Source organism: Actinoplanes sp. L3-i22 (assembly GCF_019704555.1).
Taxonomy (GTDB): domain Bacteria; phylum Actinomycetota; class Actinomycetes; order Mycobacteriales; family Micromonosporaceae; genus Actinoplanes.
The window spans coordinates 1,921,127-1,941,042 of the sequence record NZ_AP024745.1; the positions used below are offsets into that span (position 1 = coordinate 1,921,127).

A 19,916-nucleotide genomic window follows, 5' to 3' on the forward strand; every position below is an offset into this window, starting at 1 on the left:
TTTGCGCTGGTCGCAGAGGGGTTGTGGCATGTGGCGTCGGGCGCCCGGGCGGGACCGTTAAGCTGACCCGGCGGTCGCTGAAGCCCGCGGACGACGCAGCGAACCCGTGAGTTCCCGGGCTGACCTCGCCGTCGACACCCGCAATTCATGCCGAGGACGGGGGTCGGCCGCCGAGCCGCCCCAGGAGAAGGACTAGCCTGATGGCCGTGACACGCCGCGTAAAGATCGTCTGCACGATGGGCCCCGCCACCAAGTCGCCGGAGCGGATGCTCGGCCTGGTTGAAGCGGGCATGAACGTGGCCCGGATGAACTTCAGCCACGACACCCGGGAGAACCACCGGGAGATGTACGAGCTGGTCCGCGCCGCCGCGGAGCAGGCCGACCGCCCGGTCGCCATCCTCGCCGACCTCCAGGGTCCGAAGATCCGGCTCGGCAAGTTCGCCGACGGCCCGCACCGCTGGGAGACCGGCGACCGGGTCGTGATCACCAGCGACGACATCCTCGGCACCAAGGAGCGGGTCTCCTGCACCTACACGCCGCTGCCGCTGGAGGTCAAGGCCGGTGACCGGCTCCTGATCGACGACGGCAAGGTCGCCGTCGAGGTGACCGGCGTCGCCGACGGCAAGGACATCCAGTGCCTGGTCACCGAGGGTGGCCCGGTCAGCAACAACAAGGGTGTCTCGCTGCCGAACGTCGCGGTGAGCGTCCCCGCGATGAGCGACAAGGACGAGCAGGACCTGCGCTTCGCCCTGAAGCTGGGCGTCGACCTGGTCGCGCTCTCGTTCGTCCGCTCGCCGGAGGACATCAAGCTGGTCCACAAGGTGATGGACGAGGAGGGTCGTCGCGTCCCGGTCATCGCCAAGGTGGAGAAGCCCGAGGCGGTCGACCACCTCGAGGCGATCGTGCTGGCCTTCGACGGTGTCATGGTCGCCCGTGGTGACCTGGGCGTCGAGCTCCCGCTGGACCAGGTCCCGCTGGTGCAGAAGCGCGCCGTCCAGCTGTGCCGGGAGAACGCGAAGCCGGTCATCGTCGCCACCCAGATGCTCGACTCCATGATCGAGAACTCGCGCCCGACCCGCGCCGAGGCCTCCGACGTCGCCAACGCGGTGCTCGACGGCGCCGACGCGGTGATGCTCTCCGGCGAGACCTCGGTCGGTAAGTACCCGGTGCTCACGGTCAGCACGATGGCCAAGATCGTCACCACCACCGAGGGCGGCCAGCTCGGCGTCCCGCACCTGCAGCACGACCCGAAGACGCACGGTGGCGCGCTGACCATCGCCGCCGCGCAGATCGCCCGGAACATCGGCGCCAAGGCGCTGGTCGCGTTCTCGCAGACCGGTGACACCGTGCGCCGCCTGGCCCGGCTGCACGTCGACCTGCCGCTCTACGCGTTCACCCCGGTCGCCGAGGTGCGCAACACCCTGGCGCTGAGCTGGGGCGTGGAGACGTTCCTGACCGACTTCGTCGAGCACACCGACGACATGTTCCGTCAGGTCGACGCGAACGTGCTGGGCCTCGGCCTGGCCAAGCCCGGCGACTACGTGGTCGTCGTGGCCGGCTCCCCGCCGAACGCGCCCGGCTCCACCAACACCCTGCGCGTGCACCAGCTCGGCTCCCTCGTGGACCCGTCCGCCGTATGACGCAGCCCCTGTCGGGTCAGGCCGCCGTCGACCAGCTTCTGGAGATTCTCGACCTGAGGCAGGTCGACGAGGCCACCTTCACCGGGGACAGTCCGCAGACCGGTGCCCAGCGCGTGTTCGGCGGCCAGGTCGCCGGGCAGGCGCTGGTCGCCGCGGGCCGCACGGTGGATCCCGGCCGGAACGTGCACTCGCTGCACGGCTACTTCGTCCGGCCCGGTGACCCCACCGAGCCGATCACGTTCCACGTGGAGACGATCCGGGACGGAAGATCCTTTTCCGTACGCCGTTCCACCGCGAAGCAGCACGGCAAGACGATCTTCTTCATGTCGGCGTCGTTCCAGGTCCTCGAGGAGGGCCTGGATCACCACGAGCCGGCGCCGGACGGGATCCCCGCCCCGGAGGACGTCCCCACCATGCGCGACTGGGTGGAGAAGTACCCGAACCGGCGGAGCGTCTTCAACGCCAGTCCGCAGGCGGTCGACGTGCGCTACGTCGGCCAGCCCGGCTGGGTGCCGCCCGGGGACCGGGACGCCGACCCGCAGCAGCGGGTCTGGATGCGGGTGGACGGCAAGCTGCCGGACGACCCGCTGATCCACGCCTGCGCGCTGACCTACGCGTCCGACCTGTCGCTGCTGGACGCGGTGCTGTCCTACCACGGCGAGGTGTGGGGGCCCGGGGGTGTGGTCGGCGCGAGCCTGGACCACGCGCTCTGGTTCCACCGGACGTTCCGGGCCGACGAGTGGTTCCTCTACGACAGTGCCAGCCCGTCGGCGAGCCGGGCCCGCGGCCTGGCGAACGGCCGGATGTTCACCCGCGACGGCCGGCACATCGCCAGCGCCGTCCAGGAGGGCCTGCTCCGCCGCGTCGGCGCCTGACAAAAGGCGCCAGGCAAAAGGCGCTGGGCAAAAGGCGCTGGGCAAGGCGGGCGGAAAGCGCCGGAAACGCCTGTAGCTCCGCCGGCGGTGGATCCCGGCCTGGCGACCGGCCGGGTAACGGATCCACCACCGGCGGAGCCGGGGACAGGACTTACTCAGTGACCGCCGGCCGGAAGATCCGGCTTGGCGGCGTTTCCCGCCGGGGTGCCCTCGATGCCCGCCGGGCTGTCCGGCACCGGCGGCAGATCGTGCGCGTCCGGCACCGTCGGCCCACCCGGCCGCGGCCCGGTGATCCCGGCCTGCGCCAGCATCGCGTCCAGGTCCGCGGTGGTCCGCACGACCCGGTCGTGGTACGTCTCCCCGTGCACCGCGATCTCCGCCGCGGCCGCGGAGGTGGTGCCCGGGGAGGTCGAGCCGGCGGCGTCCCGGGCCCGGTGCCGGGCCGGCCGGCGCGCCTCGAAGTCGGTGTGCCCGGCGGAGTACCCGGTCAGCCCGGCGGCCCGCTCCGGCGGTAGTTCCAGCACGTCCCGGCCCTTCGCCGCGACCTCGCGCAACCGCAGCGCGGTGACCAGGTCGGCGACCGCCCGCAGCACGCCCAGCCCGCCGAGGACGACCACGACGCTCTCCGCGCCCCGGGTCAGCGGGCTCGCCGACACGAAGCCGAGCCCGGTCTCCAGCACGCCGACCGTGACGAGCAGGCTCCACACCCGGTCCGTGCCGCGGGTCATGGTGCCGACCGCCACGTCGACCGCGCCGCGGACCAGCAGGTACCACCCGGTCAGCGACGCCGTGGTGGTCCAGCCGGCGTCGTCGCTGAGCAGCATGGCCGCGCCGGTGGCGCCGAACAGGGCGGCCAGCGCGACGTTCAGCCACCAGGTCTTCGTCCCGGCCAGCGCGCGCAGGGCCTCGCAGACCGCGCCGAACAGCACGATCGGCCCGGCCACCCCGGCGATGCCGGCCGGCTCCAGCCGCAGCACGCTCCAGCCGATCACCAGCCAGGCGGCGGCCGCGAACATCAGGAATCCCCACATGCCTCCACGCAGTGGTGAAGATCCGGACCACAACATGAGGCCTCCCGCTGATGCTGTCCATGCCATGACAGCACCCGGGGAAGGTGGCGGCGGGGTGAACGCCGAGATTGCCCGGTGACCCCGGGCGATTATGAGACCCTTTTTCGGTACGGGGTAAACGTCGTACCGGAAATGTCGTAATGCTTTTTTCCGGCACCGCCGGAGGCGTGCCGCCCCGCCCCGCAGCGGCACCGCGCCCAGCAGCGCTGACGTGAGTGAATGTTTCCGCCGGATGTGTCCCGTGTCACCGCATGGTCAACGATGAATGGGAGTCTCGCCAGGTGGGGGCGCGAGATGGTATTTCTGGTGTCCCCGGTGGGATTCGAACCCACACTGAATGGATTTTGAGTCCATCGACTCTGCCGGTTGGTCTACGGGGACAGGTGGCAAGGCCACACCGCGGGAAAGCGGCGGTGCCAAGCTCAGCGAGAGACAGCCTACCTACTACGCTGGGGAGGGTGACACCCAGATACCGGGGTGTCGCGACAGAAGAGGTTGGGGGAAGAGGTTCCGTGGCCGACACGCAGGCTGGTGCCGAGCGCAGGCGGGTGCTCATCGCCGAGGACGAGGCCCTGATCCGGTTGGATCTCGCCGAGATGCTCGTCGAGGAGGGCTACGACGTCGTCGGTGAGGCCGGTGACGGCGAGACCGCCGTCCGCCTGGCCGAGGAGCTGAAGCCGGACCTGGTGATTCTGGACATCAAGATGCCGATCATGGATGGGCTGGCCGCCGCCGAGCGGATCGCCGGCGGGCGGATCGCCCCGGTCGTCATCCTCACGGCGTTCAGCCAGCGGGATCTGGTCGAGCGTGCCCGGGCAGCGGGCGCGATGGCCTACCTGGTGAAGCCGTTCCAGAAGTCCGACCTGGTCCCGGCGATCGAGATCGCGCTGTCCAGGTATTCGGAGATCGCCGCGCTGGAGTCCGAGGTGGCCGGGCTGACCGACCGCCTGGAGACGCGCAAGTCCGTCGAGCGGGCCAAGGGCGAGCTGATGACGAAGTACGCGATGACCGAGCCGCAGGCGTTCAAGTGGATCCAGCGCACCGCGATGGATCACCGGATGACCATGCGCGAGGTCGCGGACCGGATCCTGAAGGAAGCCGAGGGTGAAGCCACCCCCGCTGGATAGCCACCGTTCGACTATTGGCCCTTGACCAGAAGTTGAGGCTCAGTAACGGCTTTGTTACGGGCGACTGTGTCGCTCCTCTCTGAAGCTATGATCCCCGCCAGTCTTCGCGACATCGCTGGCGGGGATTTCTGCTGCTAAACACGAGGAGCATCGTTGCGTAGAGCCGTGATCATCTTCACGGCCGTTCTCGGATTTGTGTTGACGTCTCTGGGGTTGGGCGCCACGAGCGCTCTCGCCGCGGGTGAGTCTTTGCAAGGCACGTTGGTCAACGCCGGCCAGCCAGTGGCCGGCGTTGTGATCAACGTTTCCGACGAGAGCGGCAATTCGGCCGGTACGTCGACCTCCGCCGCGGACGGCAAGTGGTCCGTCGCGGTCAAGGGGCCGGGTACCTACAAGGTCGACCTGGACACCACGACGCTCCCTCAGGGCGTGACCGTCACCAACGGTCGCCCGAGCCTGACTCTGACAGTCTTCGAGGGTGCCGCCCGCAACGTGCTGTTCCCGCTGGGCGCGGCCACCGCGCCGGGGAGCAAGCCGGCCGACAGCGGGGGCTCGTCCACCGCTGACCGGGTGTTCGACCTCATCTACACCGGCATTCACTTCGGCCTGATCATCGCGCTGGCCGCGCTCGGCCTGTCGCTGATCTTCGGCACCATGGGCCTGACCAACTTCGCCCATGGCGAGTTGATCTCCTTCGGCGCGCTGGGCTGCTTCTTCCTCAACGTGAAGCTCGGCCTGCCGCTGATCCCGTCGGCGATCCTGGCGGTGGTGCTGGGTGGCGCGTTCGGCTACTTCCAGGACCGGGTGTTCTGGGGCTGGCTGCGGAACCGCCGGACCGGCCTGATCGGCATGATGATCATCTCGATCGGTATGGCCCTGGTGCTCCGCTACGTCTACCTGTACTTCTTCGGTGGCGACACTCGGCAGTACACCGAGTACGTGGCGCAGCCCGGCATGGACCTGGGCGTCATCTCGGTCGCCCCGAAGAACCTGCTCATGGACGGGGTCGCGATCGTCGTCCTGGTCGTGGTGTCACTGGCGCTGACCAAGACCCGGCTCGGCAAGGCCACCCGCGCGGTGTCGACGAACCCGTCGCTCGCGGCGGCCTCCGGCATCAGCGTCGACGCGATCATCCGGCTGGTCTGGACGATCGGCGGCGCGCTGGCCGCGCTCAGCGGTGTCATGCTCGCCCTGTTCCAGGGCGTGAACTACCAGATGGGCTTCCAGATCCTGCTGCTGGTGTTCGCCGCGGTCACCCTCGGTGGTCTCGGCACCGCGTTCGGCGCCCTGATCGGCAGCCTCGTCGTCGGCCTGGCGACGCAGCTGTCCACGCTGTGGATCCCGACCGAGCTCAAGAATGTCGGCGCCCTGGTGGTGCTGATCGTGATCATCCTGTTCCGGCCGCAGGGCATCCTGGGCCGCCGCGAGCGGATCGGCTGAGGGAGGCTCGATGAACTGGGACGTAATCTTCGGTGTTTCGCTGGAGTCGCTGCTCAACGCCACCATGATCGCGTACGCGCTGGCGGCGATCGGCCTGAACGTGCACTTCGGCTACACCGGCCTGCTGAACTTCGGCCAGTCGGCGTTCCTCGGCGTGGCCGCGTACGGCCTGGCCATGACCGTGTCCACCTTCAACCTGCCGTTCTGGCTCGGCATCGTGATCGGCCTGCTCGGCGCGGTCGTGCTGGCGCTGCTGCTGGGCATCCCGACGCTGCGGCTACGGGCCGACTACCTGGCCATCGTGACGATCGCGGCGGCCGAGATCGTCCGGCTGCTGTTCCGCTCGGTCACGCTGAGCGAGTGGACCGGTGGCTCCGACGGTCTCCAGCGGTTCTCGGACGACTTCTACGCGATGAACCCGTACAGCAAGGGTCTGGAGATCGGGGTTGTCAGTTTCGACAACCGTGAGCTGTGGGTGATGACGGTCGGCTGGCTGCTCATCGCGTTCTCGCTGCTGATCGTCTTCCTGGCGATGCGCAGCCCGTGGGGCCGGGTGATCAAGGCGATCCGGGAGGACGAGGACGCGGTCCGGAGCCTCGGCAAGAACGTCGTGTCGTACAAGATGCAGTCGCTGATCCTCGGTGGCGTGCTCGGCTCGCTGGGCGGCTTCGTCTTCGCCCTGAGCCGCGCGGCCGTGCAGCCGGACACCTACGGCACCGAGTTCACGTTCTACATGTACACGATCGTCATCCTGGGCGGCGCCGCCCGCGTGTTCGGCCCGGTCGTCGGCTCGATGATCTTCTGGGTCCTGCTCGCGTTCATCAACGCGCTGCTGCCGTCGCTGATCAGCGAGGGGTACATCCCCACCTGGATCATGACGCCCGTCCAGGCGGGTGCGGTCGGCTACATCCTGGTCGGTCTCGGCCTGGTCCTCTTGCTGATCTTCCGTCCGCAGGGCATCTTCGGTGACAAGAAGGAGGTCATGCTCGATGGCCGATGACATCACCGCCGTCCCGCCCGGTGTGGCCCGGGCGGCCGAGGCACTCAAGGACGTCCCGCACGAGCCCGGTGCGAAGAAGAAGGACCCGATCCTGGTCGCCGACTCGGTGGTGCGCCGGTTCGGCGGTCTCACCGCGGTCAACGTCGGCCACGTGGAGATCCAGCGCGGTGCGATCACCGCGCTGATCGGCCCGAACGGCGCCGGCAAGACCACCTTCTTCAACCTGCTGACCGGCTTCGACCGCCCGGACGAGGGCAAGTGGGAGTTCAACGGCAAGTCGCTGGCCGGCGTGCCCGCCCACAAGGTGGCCCGGCAGGGCATGGTCCGCACGTTCCAGCTCACCAAGGCGCTGTCCCGGCTCAAGGTGATCGACAACATGCGGCTCGGCGGCACCGGTCAGAAGGGCGAGAAGTTCTGGCAGGCGCTGGTTCCGGCGCTCTGGCGGGACCAGGAGAAGGAGATCACCGAGCGGGCCGACGAGCTGCTCGCCCGGTTCAAGCTCGACACCAAGCGCGAGGACTTCGCCGGCAGCCTCTCCGGCGGCCAGCGCAAGCTGCTCGAGATGGCCCGGGCCCTGATGGTCCAGCCGGACATGGTGATGCTGGACGAGCCGATGGCCGGCGTGAACCCGGCGCTGACCCAGTCGCTGCTCGGCCACGTCAAGAGCCTGCGCGAGGACGGGATGACCGTCCTGTTCGTCGAGCACGACATGGACATGGTCCGCGACATCAGCGACTGGGTGATCGTGATGGGCCAGGGCAGCGTGATCGCCGAGGGCACGCCGGACACCGTGATGGCCGACCCGCGGGTGATCGACGCGTACCTGGGCGCCCACCACGACGGCACCCAGCACGACCCCGAGGCCGTGGCCGAAGAGGTGCCCGGGGCGGCCGAGACCCCCGAGACCCCCCAGGCCTCCCAGGCTTCCGGCGAGGAGAAGGCGGCGACCACCGATGAGTGACGAGTCCAGCAACGAGGTCGGCGACCGCTCCGAGCACCTGGCGGCCGCCGAGGGCGCCCTGGTCCGGGCGGACGACCTGATCGCCGGCTACCTGCCCGGCGTCAACATCCTCAACAACTGCGACCTGTACGCCAAGGAGGGCGAGCTGGTCGGCATCATCGGCCCCAACGGCGCCGGTAAGTCGACCCTGCTCAAGGCCCTCTTCGGCCTGGTGAACATCCGTTCCGGCGACGTCGTGCTGCGCGGCGAGAAGATCACCAACCTGAAGGCGAACAAGCTGGTCGCCAAGGGGATCGGCTTCGTCCCGCAGACCAACAACGTCTTCGGCAACCTCACCATCGAGGAGAACCTCGAGATGGGGACGTTCCTGCGGCCGAAGCGCTTCAAGGAGCGCTTCGAGTTCGTCTCGGGGTTGTTCCCGGCGCTGGGCACCCGCCGCAAGCAGCGGGCCGGCTCGCTCTCCGGCGGTGAGCGCCAGATGGTGGCGATGGGCCGGGCCCTGATGATGGAGCCCAGCGTGCTGCTGCTCGACGAGCCGTCGGCGGGCCTCTCGCCGGCCATGCAGGACGAGGTCTTCTTCCGCACCAAGCAGATCAACGAGACCGGCGTCACGGTGATCATGGTCGAGCAGAACGCCCGCCGCTGCCTGCAGATCTGCGACCGCGGCTACGTGCTGGACCAGGGCCGCAACGCCTACACCGCGTCCGGCCGGGATCTGATGCACGACCCCAAGGTGATCGAGCTCTACCTGGGCACGCTCGCCCGCGCCTGACCCGTACCACCGCCGAGGCCCTGGACCGCTTGCCGGTCCAGGGCCTCTGCCATGTCAAAACCCATCCGACGGTACGGACGTGAGCCGCCCCGACCGCACCCGTCCCGGCCCCCTGGCGTGGCACGAGAGGTAGTCCGTGGTCCGGGCCGCCCGGCGACCGTCCGGGCGACGCTGTCGGCCCGCGAGGCACTCCCGGGCCGAGCTTGCGGCCGCGCCCCACCCTCCCGGCTGGCACACAGGGCTGTTTTCCGTCCTGCGGCGAGCCGTCAGCGCCGGCCGGGGGCGGGTGGCGCGGCCGGGAGCCCGCGCCGGGATCGGATCGCGGGCCACCCACCACGCCCGGATACTCGCCGGACGGCCCGGACCACGGACCACCTCGCGTCCGTGGACCAGGGACGGGGAGCGTGCTTTTGGGGGCCGGCCAGGCCGTACCGTCGCATCGGTTTTGGGGTGGAAAAGGGGCGAGGGCCCGGCCAGACGGCCGAGCCCTCGCGGGTGGTGCGGTGAATCAGGAGATCTTGCCGGACTGGTACGCGACGTTCTTGTACGTGTTGTCCGCGCCGTACTGGTAGATGCCGATGGTGGCCTCGGCCGGGTCACCGGCGTCGTTGAACTCGATCGGACCGCTCACGCCGTCGTAGTCGATGTCCTTGCCGGCGTCCAGCAGGGCCTTGCAGTCCTTGAACGTGGTGCACTTCTCGCCACCCTTGCTGACCGCGGCCAGCTGCTTCGAGTACTCACTCGGAGCGTCGCTCTTGGCGGCCGTGGCGGCCAGGGCGGTGAGGATGGTGGCGTCGTACGACTCCGCCGAGTACGAGAAGTCCTTCAGCGACGCGTCGACCGTCAGCAGCTGCTTCTTGAAGTCGTCGGTCGCCTTGGCGCCCGGCAGGGTGCCCTTCGCGCCCTCGAACGTGCCGGCCGGGAACTCCTTGCCGTAGTTCGACAGGTTGCCGTCGACGAAGTACCACTTCTTGGTCTTCGCGGTCAGGCCCGCCTCGACCAGCTTCGGGACGATCTTCTTGGTCTCGTCGAAGCCGATCATGACGATCGCGTCCGGGTTCGCGGCCTTGATCTTGCCGACCTCGGCGGAGAAGTCCGCCGCCTTCGGGTCGTAGACCTCTTCGGCGGCGACCTGGCCGCCACCGGACTCGATCGCGGCGCGGGCGCTCTTGGCGAGGCCGGTGCCGTACGTGTCCTGCATGACCAGCAGGCCGACCTTCGCGTTGCCGTCGGCGACGATGAGGTCACCGAGGACGCGGCCCTGCAGCTGGTCCGGCGGCGCGGTCCGGAAGTAGAGGCCCTTGTCGTTGTACGTCGTGAACTGGTCCGACGTGTTCGCCGGCGAGATCTGGACGACGCCCGCGCCGGTGATCTTGTCGATCACGGAGAGGGAGACCGACGAGGAGGCGGCGCCGATGATGACGTCGGCCTTCTCGGCGAGCAGCTTGTTCACGGACTGGCTGGCGATGTCGGTGGAGGTGTCACCGGAGTCGGTGTCGCTCTCCACGACGTCCTTGCCCAGCACGCCGCCGGCCGCGTTGATGTCCTTGACGGCGAGCTTGACGCCGGCGAACTCCGGCGGGCCGAGGAAGGCGAGAGAACCGGTCTGCGGCAGCAGGGTGCCGATCTTCAGCACGCCGTCGCCGGCGGCCGAGGTGGCGGCCGAAGAGGAACCGGTGGTCGGCTCGTCGCTGTTCTTAGAGCACGCGCCCAGTGCAAGGGAAGCGGCACCCAGCACGGCGACGCTGCGCCATGCGAAGTTGCGGCGGATCATCAATTCTCCTTTGTCCAGCTGCGGTGGGCGGGGTGACGCCCCAACGCCATGTTGCTGATGGAGGCAACTTAATGAGCCGGAGACCGCTGCACTAGGTGCAAAGTGCTGCTGCAACAGGACAGTTGCGTAGTCGTAACCTTACCTATCGGTCAGACCGATCCTGGCGGTCGCGTCACCGGGTGACCGGCCGTATCCCCTGGCCGTGCGGCCAGAATCGGTCGGGCCGACGGGGTGCCTCGGATGTGCGGCAGGATGACCAGGGCCGGATCCGAGCGGATCTCACACTTCCCAACCCCGGCTCGGCGCGGCAATGTATCCAGCCGTAACACCCCTGAACTTCACCTAGGAGTCACCATGTTCCGCAGCCACTCCGGCCGGGCGATCCTCGGTCTGGCTGCCGCGGCGGCGCTGACGCTGTCCGCGGCCGCGTGCGGTTCCGAGTCCGACGACACGTCCACCGGCTCCGCGCCGGTGGCCAGTGCCTCGGCGGACACCAGCCTCGCCGACAAGGTTCCGGCCGACATCAAGTCCGCCGGCAAACTGATCGTCGGCACCGACTCGACGTACGCCCCGAACGAGTACATCGACACCGACGGCAAGACCATCGTCGGCTTCGACGTCGACCTGTTCAACGCGGTCGGCCAGAAGCTGGGCCTGACCACCGAGTGGCAGACCGCCAAGTTCGACAGCATCATCCCGGGCGTCGGCAGCGGGAAGTACACCGTCGGCGTCTCGTCGTTCACGATCAACGCCGACCGGATGAAGGAGGTCAACATGATCTCCTACTTCTCGGCCGGCACCCAGTGGGCCGCGAAGACCGGCGCCACGCTCAGCCCGGACGACGCCTGCGGCAAGAAGATCGCGGTGCAGACCGCGACCGTGCAGGCCGACGACATCAAGGCCCGGTCGAAGAAGTGCACCGACGCCGGCAAGGCGGCGATCACCGTCGACCAGTACCAGGCCCAGTCGGACGCCACCAACGCCGTGGTGACCGGTAAGGACGAGGCGATGCTCGCCGACTCGCCGATCGTGGCGTACGCGGTGAAGCAGACCAGCGGCCAGCTCGCGCTGCTCGGCGACATCTACGACTCGGCGCCGTACGGCTACGCGGTCGGCAAGACCCAGACCGAGTTCGCGAACGTGCTCGCCGAGGCGGTCAAGGCGCTGATCGCGGACGGCACCTACAAGACGATCCTCGACAAGTGGGGCGTCACCGCCGGCGCGATCGACACCCCCGCGGTCAACCCCCCGGCATGACCGAGCCGACCGAGACCGGACGGGAGCGGCCGGCGGCGATCAAGGCCGTGCCCGTCCGGCACCCCGGCAGGTGGGTGGCGATCGCCGTGCTCGCGGTGCTCGTCGCGATGTTCCTGCACCTGATCTTCACGAACGCCGGCTTCCGCTGGTCGTTCATCTTCTCCTCGTACGCGCCGGGCAAGCGCGGCGTGATGTTCACCGAGCCGGTCCTGGAGGGCCTGCGCGGCACGCTGCTGCTGACGGTCTTCTCGATGCTGATCGGCGTCGGGCTGGGCATCGTCGTGGCGATCATGCGGCTCTCGCCGAACAAGGTGCTCTCCTGGGTCGCCTGGGTCTACACCTGGTTCTTCCGGGCCGTGCCGCGTCTGGTGCTCGCGGTGATCTTCGGCAACCTGAACATCCTGTGGACCCGGATCGGCTTCGGCCTGCCGTTCGACAAGCAGATCGGCCAGCTGTTCGGGATCGACAACTTCGACGGGCAGATCTTCAGCATCAAGTCGACCGACCTGCTCGCCGGGTTCGTGGCCGGCATGATCGCGCTGGGCCTGTCCGAGGCGGCCTACATGGCGGAGATCGTCCGGGCCGGCATCCAGTCGATCGACACCGGGCAGTCCGAGGCCGCGGTGGCCCTGGGCATGTCCCGCGGCCAGGTGCTGCGCCGGATCGTGCTGCCGCAGGCGATGCGGGTGATCGTGCCGCCGACCGGCAACGAGGTCATCGCGATGGTCAAGGACACCTCGCTGGTCGCCTACGTGCCGGTGACCGGGGAGCTGTTCTTCCAGCTCCAGCAGGTCGAGGCCCGGACGTTCATCGTGCTGCCCTGCCTGGTCGCCGCGCTGATCTGGTATCTGATCATCTGCAGCGTGCTGATGGGCGTCCAGTTCTTCGTGGAGCGGCACTTCAGCCGGGGCTACGGCGCGGCCGACAAGGCGCGGCTGCGGCTGCGGGACATCCAGGTCGAGCAGGGCGGGCGGGTCACCACATGACCGAGATGGTGCGGGCCGAGAACGTACACAAGTATTTCGGTTCTCTCGAGGTGCTCAAGGGTGTCGACCTGACCGTGCCGCAGGGCGGGGTGAGCTGCGTGCTCGGCCCGTCCGGCTCCGGCAAGTCGACGTTCCTGCGCTGCATCAACCACCTGGAGAAGCTCAACGCCGGCCGGATCCTGGTCGACGGCGAGCTGGTCGGGTACCGCGAGCGCGGCGACAAGCTGCACGAGCTGAGCGAGCGGGACGTCGCCAAGCAGCGGCAGGCGATCGGCATGGTCTTCCAGCGGTTCAACCTGTTCCCGCACATGACCGTGCTGGACAACGTCATGGAGGCGCCCTGCCGGGTCAAGCGGGAGAGCAGGGCGGAGGTACGGGATCGCGCCCTGGCCCTGCTCGACCGGGTCGGCCTGGCCGAGAAGGTCCGTGGCTACCCGGGCCAGCTCTCCGGCGGGCAGCAGCAGCGCGTGGCGATCGCCCGGGCGCTGGCGATGCGGCCCAAGGTGATGCTCTTCGACGAGCCGACCAGCGCGCTCGACCCGGAGCTGGTCGGCGAGGTGCTCGAGGTGATGAAGGGCCTGGCCCGGGACGGCATGACGATGATCGTGGTGACCCACGAGATCGGCTTCGCCCGGGAGGTGGCCGACGAGGTGGTCTTCATGGACGGCGGCGTCGTCGTCGAGAAGGGCCCGCCGGCCGAGGTGCTGGGAAATCCGCAGCAGGAACGCACCAAGGCATTCCTGAGCAAGGTGCTGTAAAGCGGGCGGGGCGGTCGGCAAAGTTGTCGTAGGTCCGGTCTAGAGTTCCTGGACGTGAGTGACGACGTGACGACCCCCCGCCTGCTGCTGTTGGACGGCCACTCGCTGGCGTACCGGGCGTATTTCGCGCTGCCGGTGGACAACTTCTCCACGGTCACCGGCCAGGCCACCAACGCGGTGTTCGGCTTCACCTCGATGCTCATCAACATGCTGCGCGACGAGAAGCCGACGCACATCGTGGTCTCGTTCGACCTCTCCCGCCGCTCCTTCCGGACGGAGAAGTACGCGGAGTACAAGGCCGGCCGCTCGGAGACCCCCGCGCCGTTCCAGGGTCAGGTCAGCCTGATCAAGGAGGTGCTGGAGGCGCTCCGCATCCCGGTGGTGGAGAAGGAGAACTACGAGGCCGACGACGTCATCGCCACCCTGGCCACACAGGGCCGTGCGGCCGGCATGGAGGTGGTCATCTCCTCCGGCGACCGGGACGCGTTCCAGCTCGCCGACGAGCACACCACGATCCTCTACCCGGTCCGCGGCGTCTCCGAGGTGTGGCGGATGACCCCCGAGGCGATCGAGGCGAAGTATTTCGTGCCCCCGTCGCGCTACCGGGACAAGGCCGCCCTGGTCGGCGAGACCAGCGACAACCTGACCGGGGTGCCCGGCGTCGGGGACAAGACCGCCGCCAAGTGGATCAATGAGTACGACGGGCTGGACGGCGTCATCGCCAGTGCCGACAAGATCAAGGGCAAGGCCGGCGAGAGCCTGCGCGCCCACCTCGCCGAGGTGATGCGCAACTACGACCTGAACAAGCTGGTCTGCGACCTGGAGCTGAGCCTCCGGCCGGAGGACGCGCGCTGGCCCGGGTGGGATCGCGAGGCGGTCCACCAGGTCTTCGACGCGCTGGAGTTCCGCGTCCTGCGCGAGCGGCTCTACTCCTACCTCGAGGCCGTCGAGCCGGAGGCCGAGTCCGGCTTCGACCTGGAGGGTCAGCTCCTGCGCCCCGGGCAGGTCGCCGCCTGGCTCACCGAGCACGCTGCCGCGGCCCCGGTCGGCGTCGCCGTCACCGGCAGCTTCGGCCGCGGCACCGGCCAGGTCACCGGCATCGCGGTGGCCACCGGCAGCGGCCCGGCCGCCTGGTTCGACCCGGCCGCGCTGGACGAGAGCGACGAGGGCGCGGTCGCCGCGTGGCTCGCCGACCCGGCGCGCCCCAAGGTGGTCCACGACGCCAAGCCGGCCCGGCTCGCCTTCCGCGCGCACGGCTGGCAGCTGGAGGGCGTCACCGTCGACACCGCGATGGCCGCCTACCTGGCCAAACCCGACCAGCGGGCGTATGACCTGACCGACCTGGCGCTGCGCTACCTCAAGCGCGAGCTCAAGGTCGACGCCCCGGCCGCCGACAACGGCCAGCTCGCCCTCTCCTTCGAGGTCGACGGCACGGACACCGCGGCGGAGGAGGGCGTGATGCTCCGCGCCCGGGCCACCCTCGACCTGGCCGACGTGCTCACCGCCGAGCTGTCCCGGGACGGCGGCGAGTCGCAGCGCCTGCTCGCCGAGGTGGAGCAGCCGCTCTCCGAGGTGCTCGCCGAGATGGAGAACCGGGGCATCGCCGCCGACACGGCGTACCTCTCCGAGCTGGAGTCGCACTTCGCCGCCGAGGTCAAGGCCGCCCAGCAGTCCGCGCACGAGGTGCACGGCCGCGAGTTCAACCTGGGCTCGCCCAAGCAGCTGCAGGAGATCCTCTTCGTCGAGCGCAACCTGCCGAAGACCAAGAAGATCAAGTCGGGGTACACCACCGACGCCGACGCGCTGCAGGACCTGTTCCTCAAGACCGAGGACCCGCTGCTGGCCCACCTGCTCCGCTTCCGGGACATGGCCAAGCTGAAGTCGACCGTCGACGGCCTGCTCAAGTCGGTCTCCGACGACGGGCGCATCCACACCACGTTCAACCAGACGGTCGCCGCGACCGGCCGGCTGTCGTCCACCGATCCGAACCTGCAGAACATCCCGATCCGTACTGAAGAGGGCCGGCGGATCCGCCGCGCGTTCATCGTCGGCAGCGGGTTCGACCAGCTGATGACCGCCGACTACAGCCAGATCGAGATGCGGATCATGGCCGACCTGTCGAAGGACGAGGCGCTGATCGCGGCGTTCAACTCCGGCGCCGACTTCCACGCCGCCACCGCGTCCTCGGTCTTCCACGTCGAGCTCGGCGCGGTCACCGCCGATCAGCGGCGAAAGATCAAAGCCATGAACTACGGACTTGCGTACGGATTGAGCTCCTACGGCCTGTCCAACCAGCTGACCATCGGCAACGACGAGGCCAAGGCCCTGATGGAGGAGTACTTCTCGCGCTTCGGCGGGGTCCGCGACTACCTGCAGTCGGTCGTCGTCCAGGCCGGCAAGGACGGGTACACCGCCACCATCCTCGGCCGCCGCCGCTACCTGCCCGACCTGAGCAGCGACAACCGGCAGCGCCGCGACATGGCGCAGCGGATGGCGCTGAACGCGCCGATCCAGGGCTCCGCCGCGGACATCATCAAGATCGCGATGCTGAACGTGGACAAGGCGCTGCGGGACTCGGGCCTCACCTCCCGGATGCTGCTGCAGGTCCACGACGAGCTGGTGTTCGAGGTCGCGCCGGGGGAGCGGGAAGCGCTCGAGGAGCTGGTCCGCCGCGAGATGGGCGGGGCGTACCCGCTGGCCGTCCCGCTGGAGGTCTCGGTCGGCACCGGTCAGGACTGGAACGGCGCCGACCACTGATCACCCGCCAGGGTGGGGGTTTTGGGCCCGTTCGGGGGCCGCGGGGCGTTTCGGGCACCCCGGGGCCACCCTGGTTTGCCCGGATCTGCCACGCTGGACCGATGTCGAGCCGATCGATATCGATGGAACCGACCGTGAGCGCGGCCGTGCCGCGCGTGACCGCCTCGGTGATCGGGATTCCACCCGACGGCGTGCGGTTCACCGAGGACGCCGGGCTCACCGCGGCGCCGCTGGAGGCGTCCCGCGCCACCGCCTTCGCCACGATGTTCAAGGCGCTGGGGGATCCGGTCCGGCTCCGGCTGCTCTCGATGATCGCGTCGGCGCCCGGCGGCGAGATCTGCGTCTGCGACCTGAGCAGCGCGTTCCACCTGACCGGGCCGACGATCTCGCACCACCTGCGGATCCTGCGCGAGGCCGGCCTGGTGGACAGCGATCGCCGCGGCACGTGGGTGTATTACCGCGCCGTGCCGGCGACGCTGATCCTGCTGGCCGGCCTGTTGCACGGGGGCCCGTCCCTCGACGGGTCCTGAGCGGTCAGGCCGGCAGGTCGCAGACGAAGATCGCGGTGCCCGGGAAGAGGCGGCCGCGCAGCGGGCTCCACTGGCCCCAGGTCTCCTCGTGGCCCGCCGGCCACTCCGGCTCCACCAGGTCGCGCACCACGAACCCGGCCGCCACCAGCTCCCGGATCCGGTCCCCGACCGTGCGATGCTGCTCCAGGTAGGTGAGCTGGCCCTGCTCGTCCCGCTCCACGTACGGCGACCGGTCGAAGTACGAGTTCCGGGCGAGCAGCCCGCTCTCGTCCGGCTCGTCCCAGAAGATCCAGCGCATCGGGTGGGTGACCGAGAACACCCAGCTGCCGCCGGGCCGCAGCACCCGGGCCACCTCGCGCATCGCGGCCGCCGAGTCGTCCACGAACGGGATCGCCCCGAACGCCGTACACACGATGTCGAAGGAATCCGCCCGGAACGGCAGCGCCATCGCGTCCGACTGCACCAGCGGCACGCTCACCCGGCTGCGCCTGGCCGCCGCGACCGCGTGCCGCAGCATGCCCGCGGACAGGTCCATCGCCACCGGCCGGGCGCCCTGCACGCGCAACCACCGGGCTCCGGCCGCGGCGCCGGCGCCGAGTTCCAGGATCTTTTTCCCGCGTACGTCGCCGAGCAGTCCCGCGTCGGCCTCCCGCACCCGCTCCGGGCACCAGACGAAGTCCACGTCCCCGAGGAACGCGCCGTGCTCGTCCTGGTAGTCGTCGGCGTCCAGATCCCACCAGATCCGGTTCGCGTCGCGGGTCTCGTCCTCGGTCACCCGGCGGCCCGAGCCCCCGTTCGCCCGGCCGTGCGGGGGAATTTCAGTCACTCGACCACGGTACGGCAGGCGCGGCGGGCGTCCTTATTCGGCATAAAACGGTCATGCTGGCGGGTTCTGCCCGAACAATGTGCCGCGGTCATCAGGAGGGCTTGCAACCTGTGGTAATGCGCACGGTAAGCTAGTCGATGCGCTCGCGGAACGTGTGCCTCGGCAGGGAGCAGGTTCCACGGTCGCCGGTCTCGGCATGATCGACTGGCAATGATCAACTCCTCCAGGGTTGGGTCGTCTCGTTCGTTCGTGCCGCTTCCGGCGGCAGTTCCGTCGAGCGCGGGAGACACCACGAATCCATCCGTTCGGAGCAACTGTCCACATGACGAGCAGCATCGAGGCCACCTCGAGCGCCAACCGTGTCACCGTCGACGACCTCGGCTCTGAGGAAGCTTTCCTCGCAGCCATCGACGAGACCATCAAGTACTTCAACGACGGCGACATTGTCGAAGGCACCGTCGTCAAGGTCGATCGGGACGAGGTCCTGCTCGACATCGGCTACAAGACCGAGGGCGTCATCCCCTCGCGCGAGTTGTCGATCAAGCACGACGTGGACCCCGCGGAAGTGGTGTCGGTCGGTGACCACATCGAAGCCCTCGTCCTCACCAAGGAGGACAAGGAAGGGCGTCTGATCCTCTCGAAGAAGCGCGCTCAGTACGAGCGGGCTTGGGGCACGATCGAGAAGATCAAGGAAGAGGACGGCGTCGTCCGCGGCTCCGTCATCGAGGTCGTCAAGGGTGGTCTCATCCTGGACATCGGCCTCCGTGGCTTCCTGCCGGCCTCCCTGGTCGAGATGCGTCGCGTCCGCGATCTGCAGCCGTACGTCGGCCGCGAGCTCGAGGCGAAGATCATCGAGCTGGACAAGAACCGCAACAACGTGGTTCTGTCCCGCCGCGCCTGGCTCGAGCAGACGCAGTCCGAGGTTCGCACCGAGTTCCTCAACAAGCTGCAGAAGGGCCAGGTCCGCAAGGGCGTCGTGTCCTCGATCGTCAACTTCGGCGCCTTCGTCGACCTTGGCGGCGTGGACGGCCTGGTGCACGTCTCCGAGCTCTCCTGGAAGCACATCGACCACCCCTCCGAGGTCGTCGAGGTCGGCCAGGAGGTCGAGGTCGAGGTTCTGGACGTCGACCTGGACCGCGAGCGCGTCTCGCTGTCGCTGAAGGCGACGCAGGAGGACCCGTGGCGTCAGTTCGCCCGGACCCACGCGATCAACCAGATCGTGCCGGGTAAGGTCACCAAGCTCGTTCCGTTCGGCGCGTTCGTCCGCGTCGATGACGGCATCGAGGGCCTGGTGCACATCTCCGAGCTGGCCGAGCGGCACGTCGAGCTGCCCGAGCAGGTCGTCCAGGTGGGTTCGGACGTCCTGGTCAAGGTCATCGACATCGACCTCGAGCGTCGCCGGATCTCGCTGTCGCTCAAGCAGGCCAACGAGGGCTTCGTCGAGGGCGAGGAGCACTTCGACCCGACCCTCTACGGCATGGCCGCGACGTACGACGCCGAGGGCAACTACATCTACCCCGAGGGCTTCGACCCCGAGACGGGTGAGTGGCTCGAGGGCTTCGACAAGCAGCGCGAGACGTGGGAGAAGCAGTACGCGGACGCCCGCGAGCGCTGGGAGGCCCACACCAAGCAGGTGCAGGCGTCCCGCGACGCCGACGCCGAGGCTGCGCTCAACCCGGCTCCGGTCGGTGGCGTGACCACGTCGTCGTCCACCTCTTCGTCGAGCTCGTCGGCCCCGACGCGCTCCGCCGAGGAGCCGGCCGGCACGCTGGCCACCGACGAGGCTCTCGCTGCCCTGCGCGAGAAGCTGGCCGGCGGCAAGAGCTGATCGGCCCGGCTGTTCCGGTAAGGAACCGGTTGCTCCGGTAGTGCACTGAGAAAGACCGTCTCGGCTTCGGCCGGGGCGGTCTTTCTCTGTTTCGGCTTTCTCTGTTCCGGGCCGGGGTGCTTCCGTGCTTCGGGGCGGTCTTTCCGTGTTCCGTGCCGGTTGTTCTGCGGGGTGGCCTCTCCGCGCTCCGGGCCGGTCGTTCGGTGTTCCGGGCGGTGCGGCCTTTGTGTTCCGGGCCGGGGCGACTAGCACATTCGCGGGCCTGGTTCTGGTTTTCCACAGCGCGGGGTTGTCCACAGGGCCGCCACGTGATCT

The 19,916-nt window shown here is 69.0% G+C and carries 16 protein-coding genes and 1 tRNA gene; 13 read left to right on the forward strand and 4 right to left on the reverse strand.

What is annotated here, in order from left to right; all coding sequences use genetic code 11:
* Nucleotides 1-200: 200 nt before the first annotated feature.
* Complete coding sequence (pyk, locus tag L3i22_RS08840; protein ID WP_221326481.1) at nucleotides 201-1,640, forward strand: pyruvate kinase; 1,440 nt, start codon at nucleotides 201-203, stop codon at nucleotides 1,638-1,640.
* The gene (locus L3i22_RS08845; RefSeq protein WP_221326482.1) at nucleotides 1,637-2,515 is read left to right on the forward strand and encodes an acyl-CoA thioesterase II; all 879 of its coding nucleotides are present in this window, start codon (nucleotides 1,637-1,639) and stop codon (nucleotides 2,513-2,515) included. The genes pyk and L3i22_RS08845 overlap by 4 nt, the downstream gene beginning before the upstream one ends.
* A 155-nt stretch (nucleotides 2,516-2,670) precedes the next feature.
* Here L3i22_RS08845 and L3i22_RS08850 read toward each other — a convergent pair whose 3' ends face one another.
* Entirely contained in the window at nucleotides 2,671-3,546 is an 876-nt protein-coding gene (locus L3i22_RS08850) for a hypothetical protein (protein ID WP_255658061.1), read from the reverse strand.
* Between the two features lie 343 nt (nucleotides 3,547-3,889).
* Nucleotides 3,890-3,966 (reverse strand) — tRNA-Leu (locus tag L3i22_RS08855).
* A gap of 131 nt (nucleotides 3,967-4,097) precedes the next feature.
* On the opposite strand from L3i22_RS08855, the gene L3i22_RS08860 reads away from it, so the two are divergent.
* The 5 genes from L3i22_RS08860 (at nucleotide 4,098) to L3i22_RS08880 (ending at nucleotide 8,885) form a co-directional block, all read left to right on the forward strand.
* A complete protein-coding gene (locus L3i22_RS08860) occupies nucleotides 4,098-4,712 on the forward strand; it encodes an ANTAR domain-containing response regulator (RefSeq protein WP_221326484.1) in 615 nt (204 codons plus the stop codon).
* A 294-nt stretch (nucleotides 4,713-5,006) separates the two neighbouring features.
* Complete coding sequence (locus L3i22_RS08865; RefSeq protein WP_255658062.1) at nucleotides 5,007-6,152, forward strand: branched-chain amino acid ABC transporter permease; 1,146 nt, start codon at nucleotides 5,007-5,009, stop codon at nucleotides 6,150-6,152.
* Between the two features lie 10 nt (nucleotides 6,153-6,162).
* Nucleotides 6,163-7,152 carry a branched-chain amino acid ABC transporter permease gene (locus L3i22_RS08870; protein ID WP_221326486.1) on the forward strand — a complete coding sequence of 330 codons (990 nt, stop codon included), beginning with the start codon at nucleotides 6,163-6,165 and terminating at the stop codon, nucleotides 7,150-7,152.
* Complete coding sequence (locus L3i22_RS08875; protein WP_221326487.1) at nucleotides 7,142-8,113, forward strand: ABC transporter ATP-binding protein; 972 nt, start codon at nucleotides 7,142-7,144, stop codon at nucleotides 8,111-8,113. Before L3i22_RS08870 ends, L3i22_RS08875 begins: the two co-directional genes overlap by 11 nt.
* On the forward strand, nucleotides 8,106-8,885 hold the full coding sequence (locus L3i22_RS08880; RefSeq protein ID WP_221326488.1) for an ABC transporter ATP-binding protein: 780 nt from the start codon (nucleotides 8,106-8,108) through the stop codon (nucleotides 8,883-8,885). Before L3i22_RS08875 ends, L3i22_RS08880 begins: the two co-directional genes overlap by 8 nt.
* Nucleotides 8,886-9,393: 508 nt before the next feature.
* Here the strand turns inward: L3i22_RS08880 and L3i22_RS08885 are convergent.
* Nucleotides 9,394-10,659, reverse strand: a complete 1,266-nt coding sequence (locus L3i22_RS08885; RefSeq protein WP_221326489.1) for an ABC transporter substrate-binding protein — start codon at nucleotides 10,657-10,659, stop codon at nucleotides 9,394-9,396.
* Nucleotides 10,660-11,013: 354 nt separating this feature from the next.
* Between L3i22_RS08885 and L3i22_RS08890 the strand changes: the two genes are divergently transcribed.
* From L3i22_RS08890 to L3i22_RS08910, 5 genes are all read left to right on the forward strand, one after another.
* Nucleotides 11,014-11,916, forward strand: coding sequence for an ABC transporter substrate-binding protein (locus L3i22_RS08890; RefSeq protein WP_221326490.1), 903 nt, complete (start codon nucleotides 11,014-11,016; stop codon nucleotides 11,914-11,916).
* The gene (locus tag L3i22_RS08895; protein WP_221326491.1) at nucleotides 11,913-12,902 is read left to right on the forward strand and encodes an amino acid ABC transporter permease; all 990 of its coding nucleotides are present in this window, start codon (nucleotides 11,913-11,915) and stop codon (nucleotides 12,900-12,902) included. Before L3i22_RS08890 ends, L3i22_RS08895 begins: the two co-directional genes overlap by 4 nt.
* Complete coding sequence (locus L3i22_RS08900; protein ID WP_304523457.1) at nucleotides 12,899-13,660, forward strand: amino acid ABC transporter ATP-binding protein; 762 nt, start codon at nucleotides 12,899-12,901, stop codon at nucleotides 13,658-13,660. The genes L3i22_RS08895 and L3i22_RS08900 overlap by 4 nt, the downstream gene beginning before the upstream one ends.
* Nucleotides 13,661-13,714: 54 nt before the next feature.
* Complete coding sequence (gene polA / locus L3i22_RS08905; protein WP_221326492.1) at nucleotides 13,715-16,417, forward strand: DNA polymerase I; 2,703 nt, start codon at nucleotides 13,715-13,717, stop codon at nucleotides 16,415-16,417.
* Nucleotides 16,418-16,551: 134 nt separating this feature from the next.
* Nucleotides 16,552-16,947 carry a metalloregulator ArsR/SmtB family transcription factor gene (locus tag L3i22_RS08910; protein ID WP_255658063.1) on the forward strand — a complete coding sequence of 132 codons (396 nt, stop codon included), beginning with the start codon at nucleotides 16,552-16,554 and terminating at the stop codon, nucleotides 16,945-16,947.
* 4 nt (nucleotides 16,948-16,951) lie between these two features.
* On the opposite strand, the gene L3i22_RS08915 is transcribed toward L3i22_RS08910, so the two are convergent.
* Complete coding sequence (locus L3i22_RS08915) at nucleotides 16,952-17,773, reverse strand: class I SAM-dependent methyltransferase (protein ID WP_221326493.1); 822 nt, start codon at nucleotides 17,771-17,773, stop codon at nucleotides 16,952-16,954.
* A 322-nt stretch (nucleotides 17,774-18,095) separates the two neighbouring features.
* Between L3i22_RS08915 and rpsA the strand changes: the two genes are divergently transcribed.
* Nucleotides 18,096-19,601, forward strand: coding sequence for a 30S ribosomal protein S1 (gene rpsA, locus L3i22_RS08920; protein WP_221326494.1), 1,506 nt, complete (start codon nucleotides 18,096-18,098; stop codon nucleotides 19,599-19,601).
* Nucleotides 19,602-19,916 lie beyond the last annotated feature (315 nt).

What these genes read in the sequence shown, in the direction of transcription:
- L3i22_RS08875 (WP_221326487.1), top strand. Translation starts at nt 7,142, where the DNA reads ATGGCCGATGACATCACCGCCGTCCCGCCCGGTGTGGCCCGGGCGGCC.
- L3i22_RS08895 (WP_221326491.1), top strand. Translation starts at nt 11,913, where the DNA reads ATGACCGAGCCGACCGAGACCGGACGGGAGCGGCCGGCGGCGATCAAG.
- L3i22_RS08890 (WP_221326490.1), top strand. Translation starts at nt 11,014, where the DNA reads ATGTTCCGCAGCCACTCCGGCCGGGCGATCCTCGGTCTGGCTGCCGCG.
- L3i22_RS08870 (WP_221326486.1), top strand. Translation starts at nt 6,163, where the DNA reads ATGAACTGGGACGTAATCTTCGGTGTTTCGCTGGAGTCGCTGCTCAAC.
- L3i22_RS08900 (WP_304523457.1), top strand. Translation starts at nt 12,899, where the DNA reads ATGACCGAGATGGTGCGGGCCGAGAACGTACACAAGTATTTCGGTTCT.
- L3i22_RS08885 (WP_221326489.1), bottom strand. Translation starts at nt 10,659, where the DNA reads ATGATCCGCCGCAACTTCGCATGGCGCAGCGTCGCCGTGCTGGGTGCC.
- L3i22_RS08850 (WP_255658061.1), bottom strand. Translation starts at nt 3,546, where the DNA reads ATGTGGGGATTCCTGATGTTCGCGGCCGCCGCCTGGCTGGTGATCGGC.
- L3i22_RS08845 (WP_221326482.1), top strand. Translation starts at nt 1,637, where the DNA reads ATGACGCAGCCCCTGTCGGGTCAGGCCGCCGTCGACCAGCTTCTGGAG.
- rpsA (WP_221326494.1), top strand. Translation starts at nt 18,096, where the DNA reads ATGACGAGCAGCATCGAGGCCACCTCGAGCGCCAACCGTGTCACCGTC.
- L3i22_RS08880 (WP_221326488.1), top strand. Translation starts at nt 8,106, where the DNA reads ATGAGTGACGAGTCCAGCAACGAGGTCGGCGACCGCTCCGAGCACCTG.
- pyk (WP_221326481.1), top strand. Translation starts at nt 201, where the DNA reads ATGGCCGTGACACGCCGCGTAAAGATCGTCTGCACGATGGGCCCCGCC.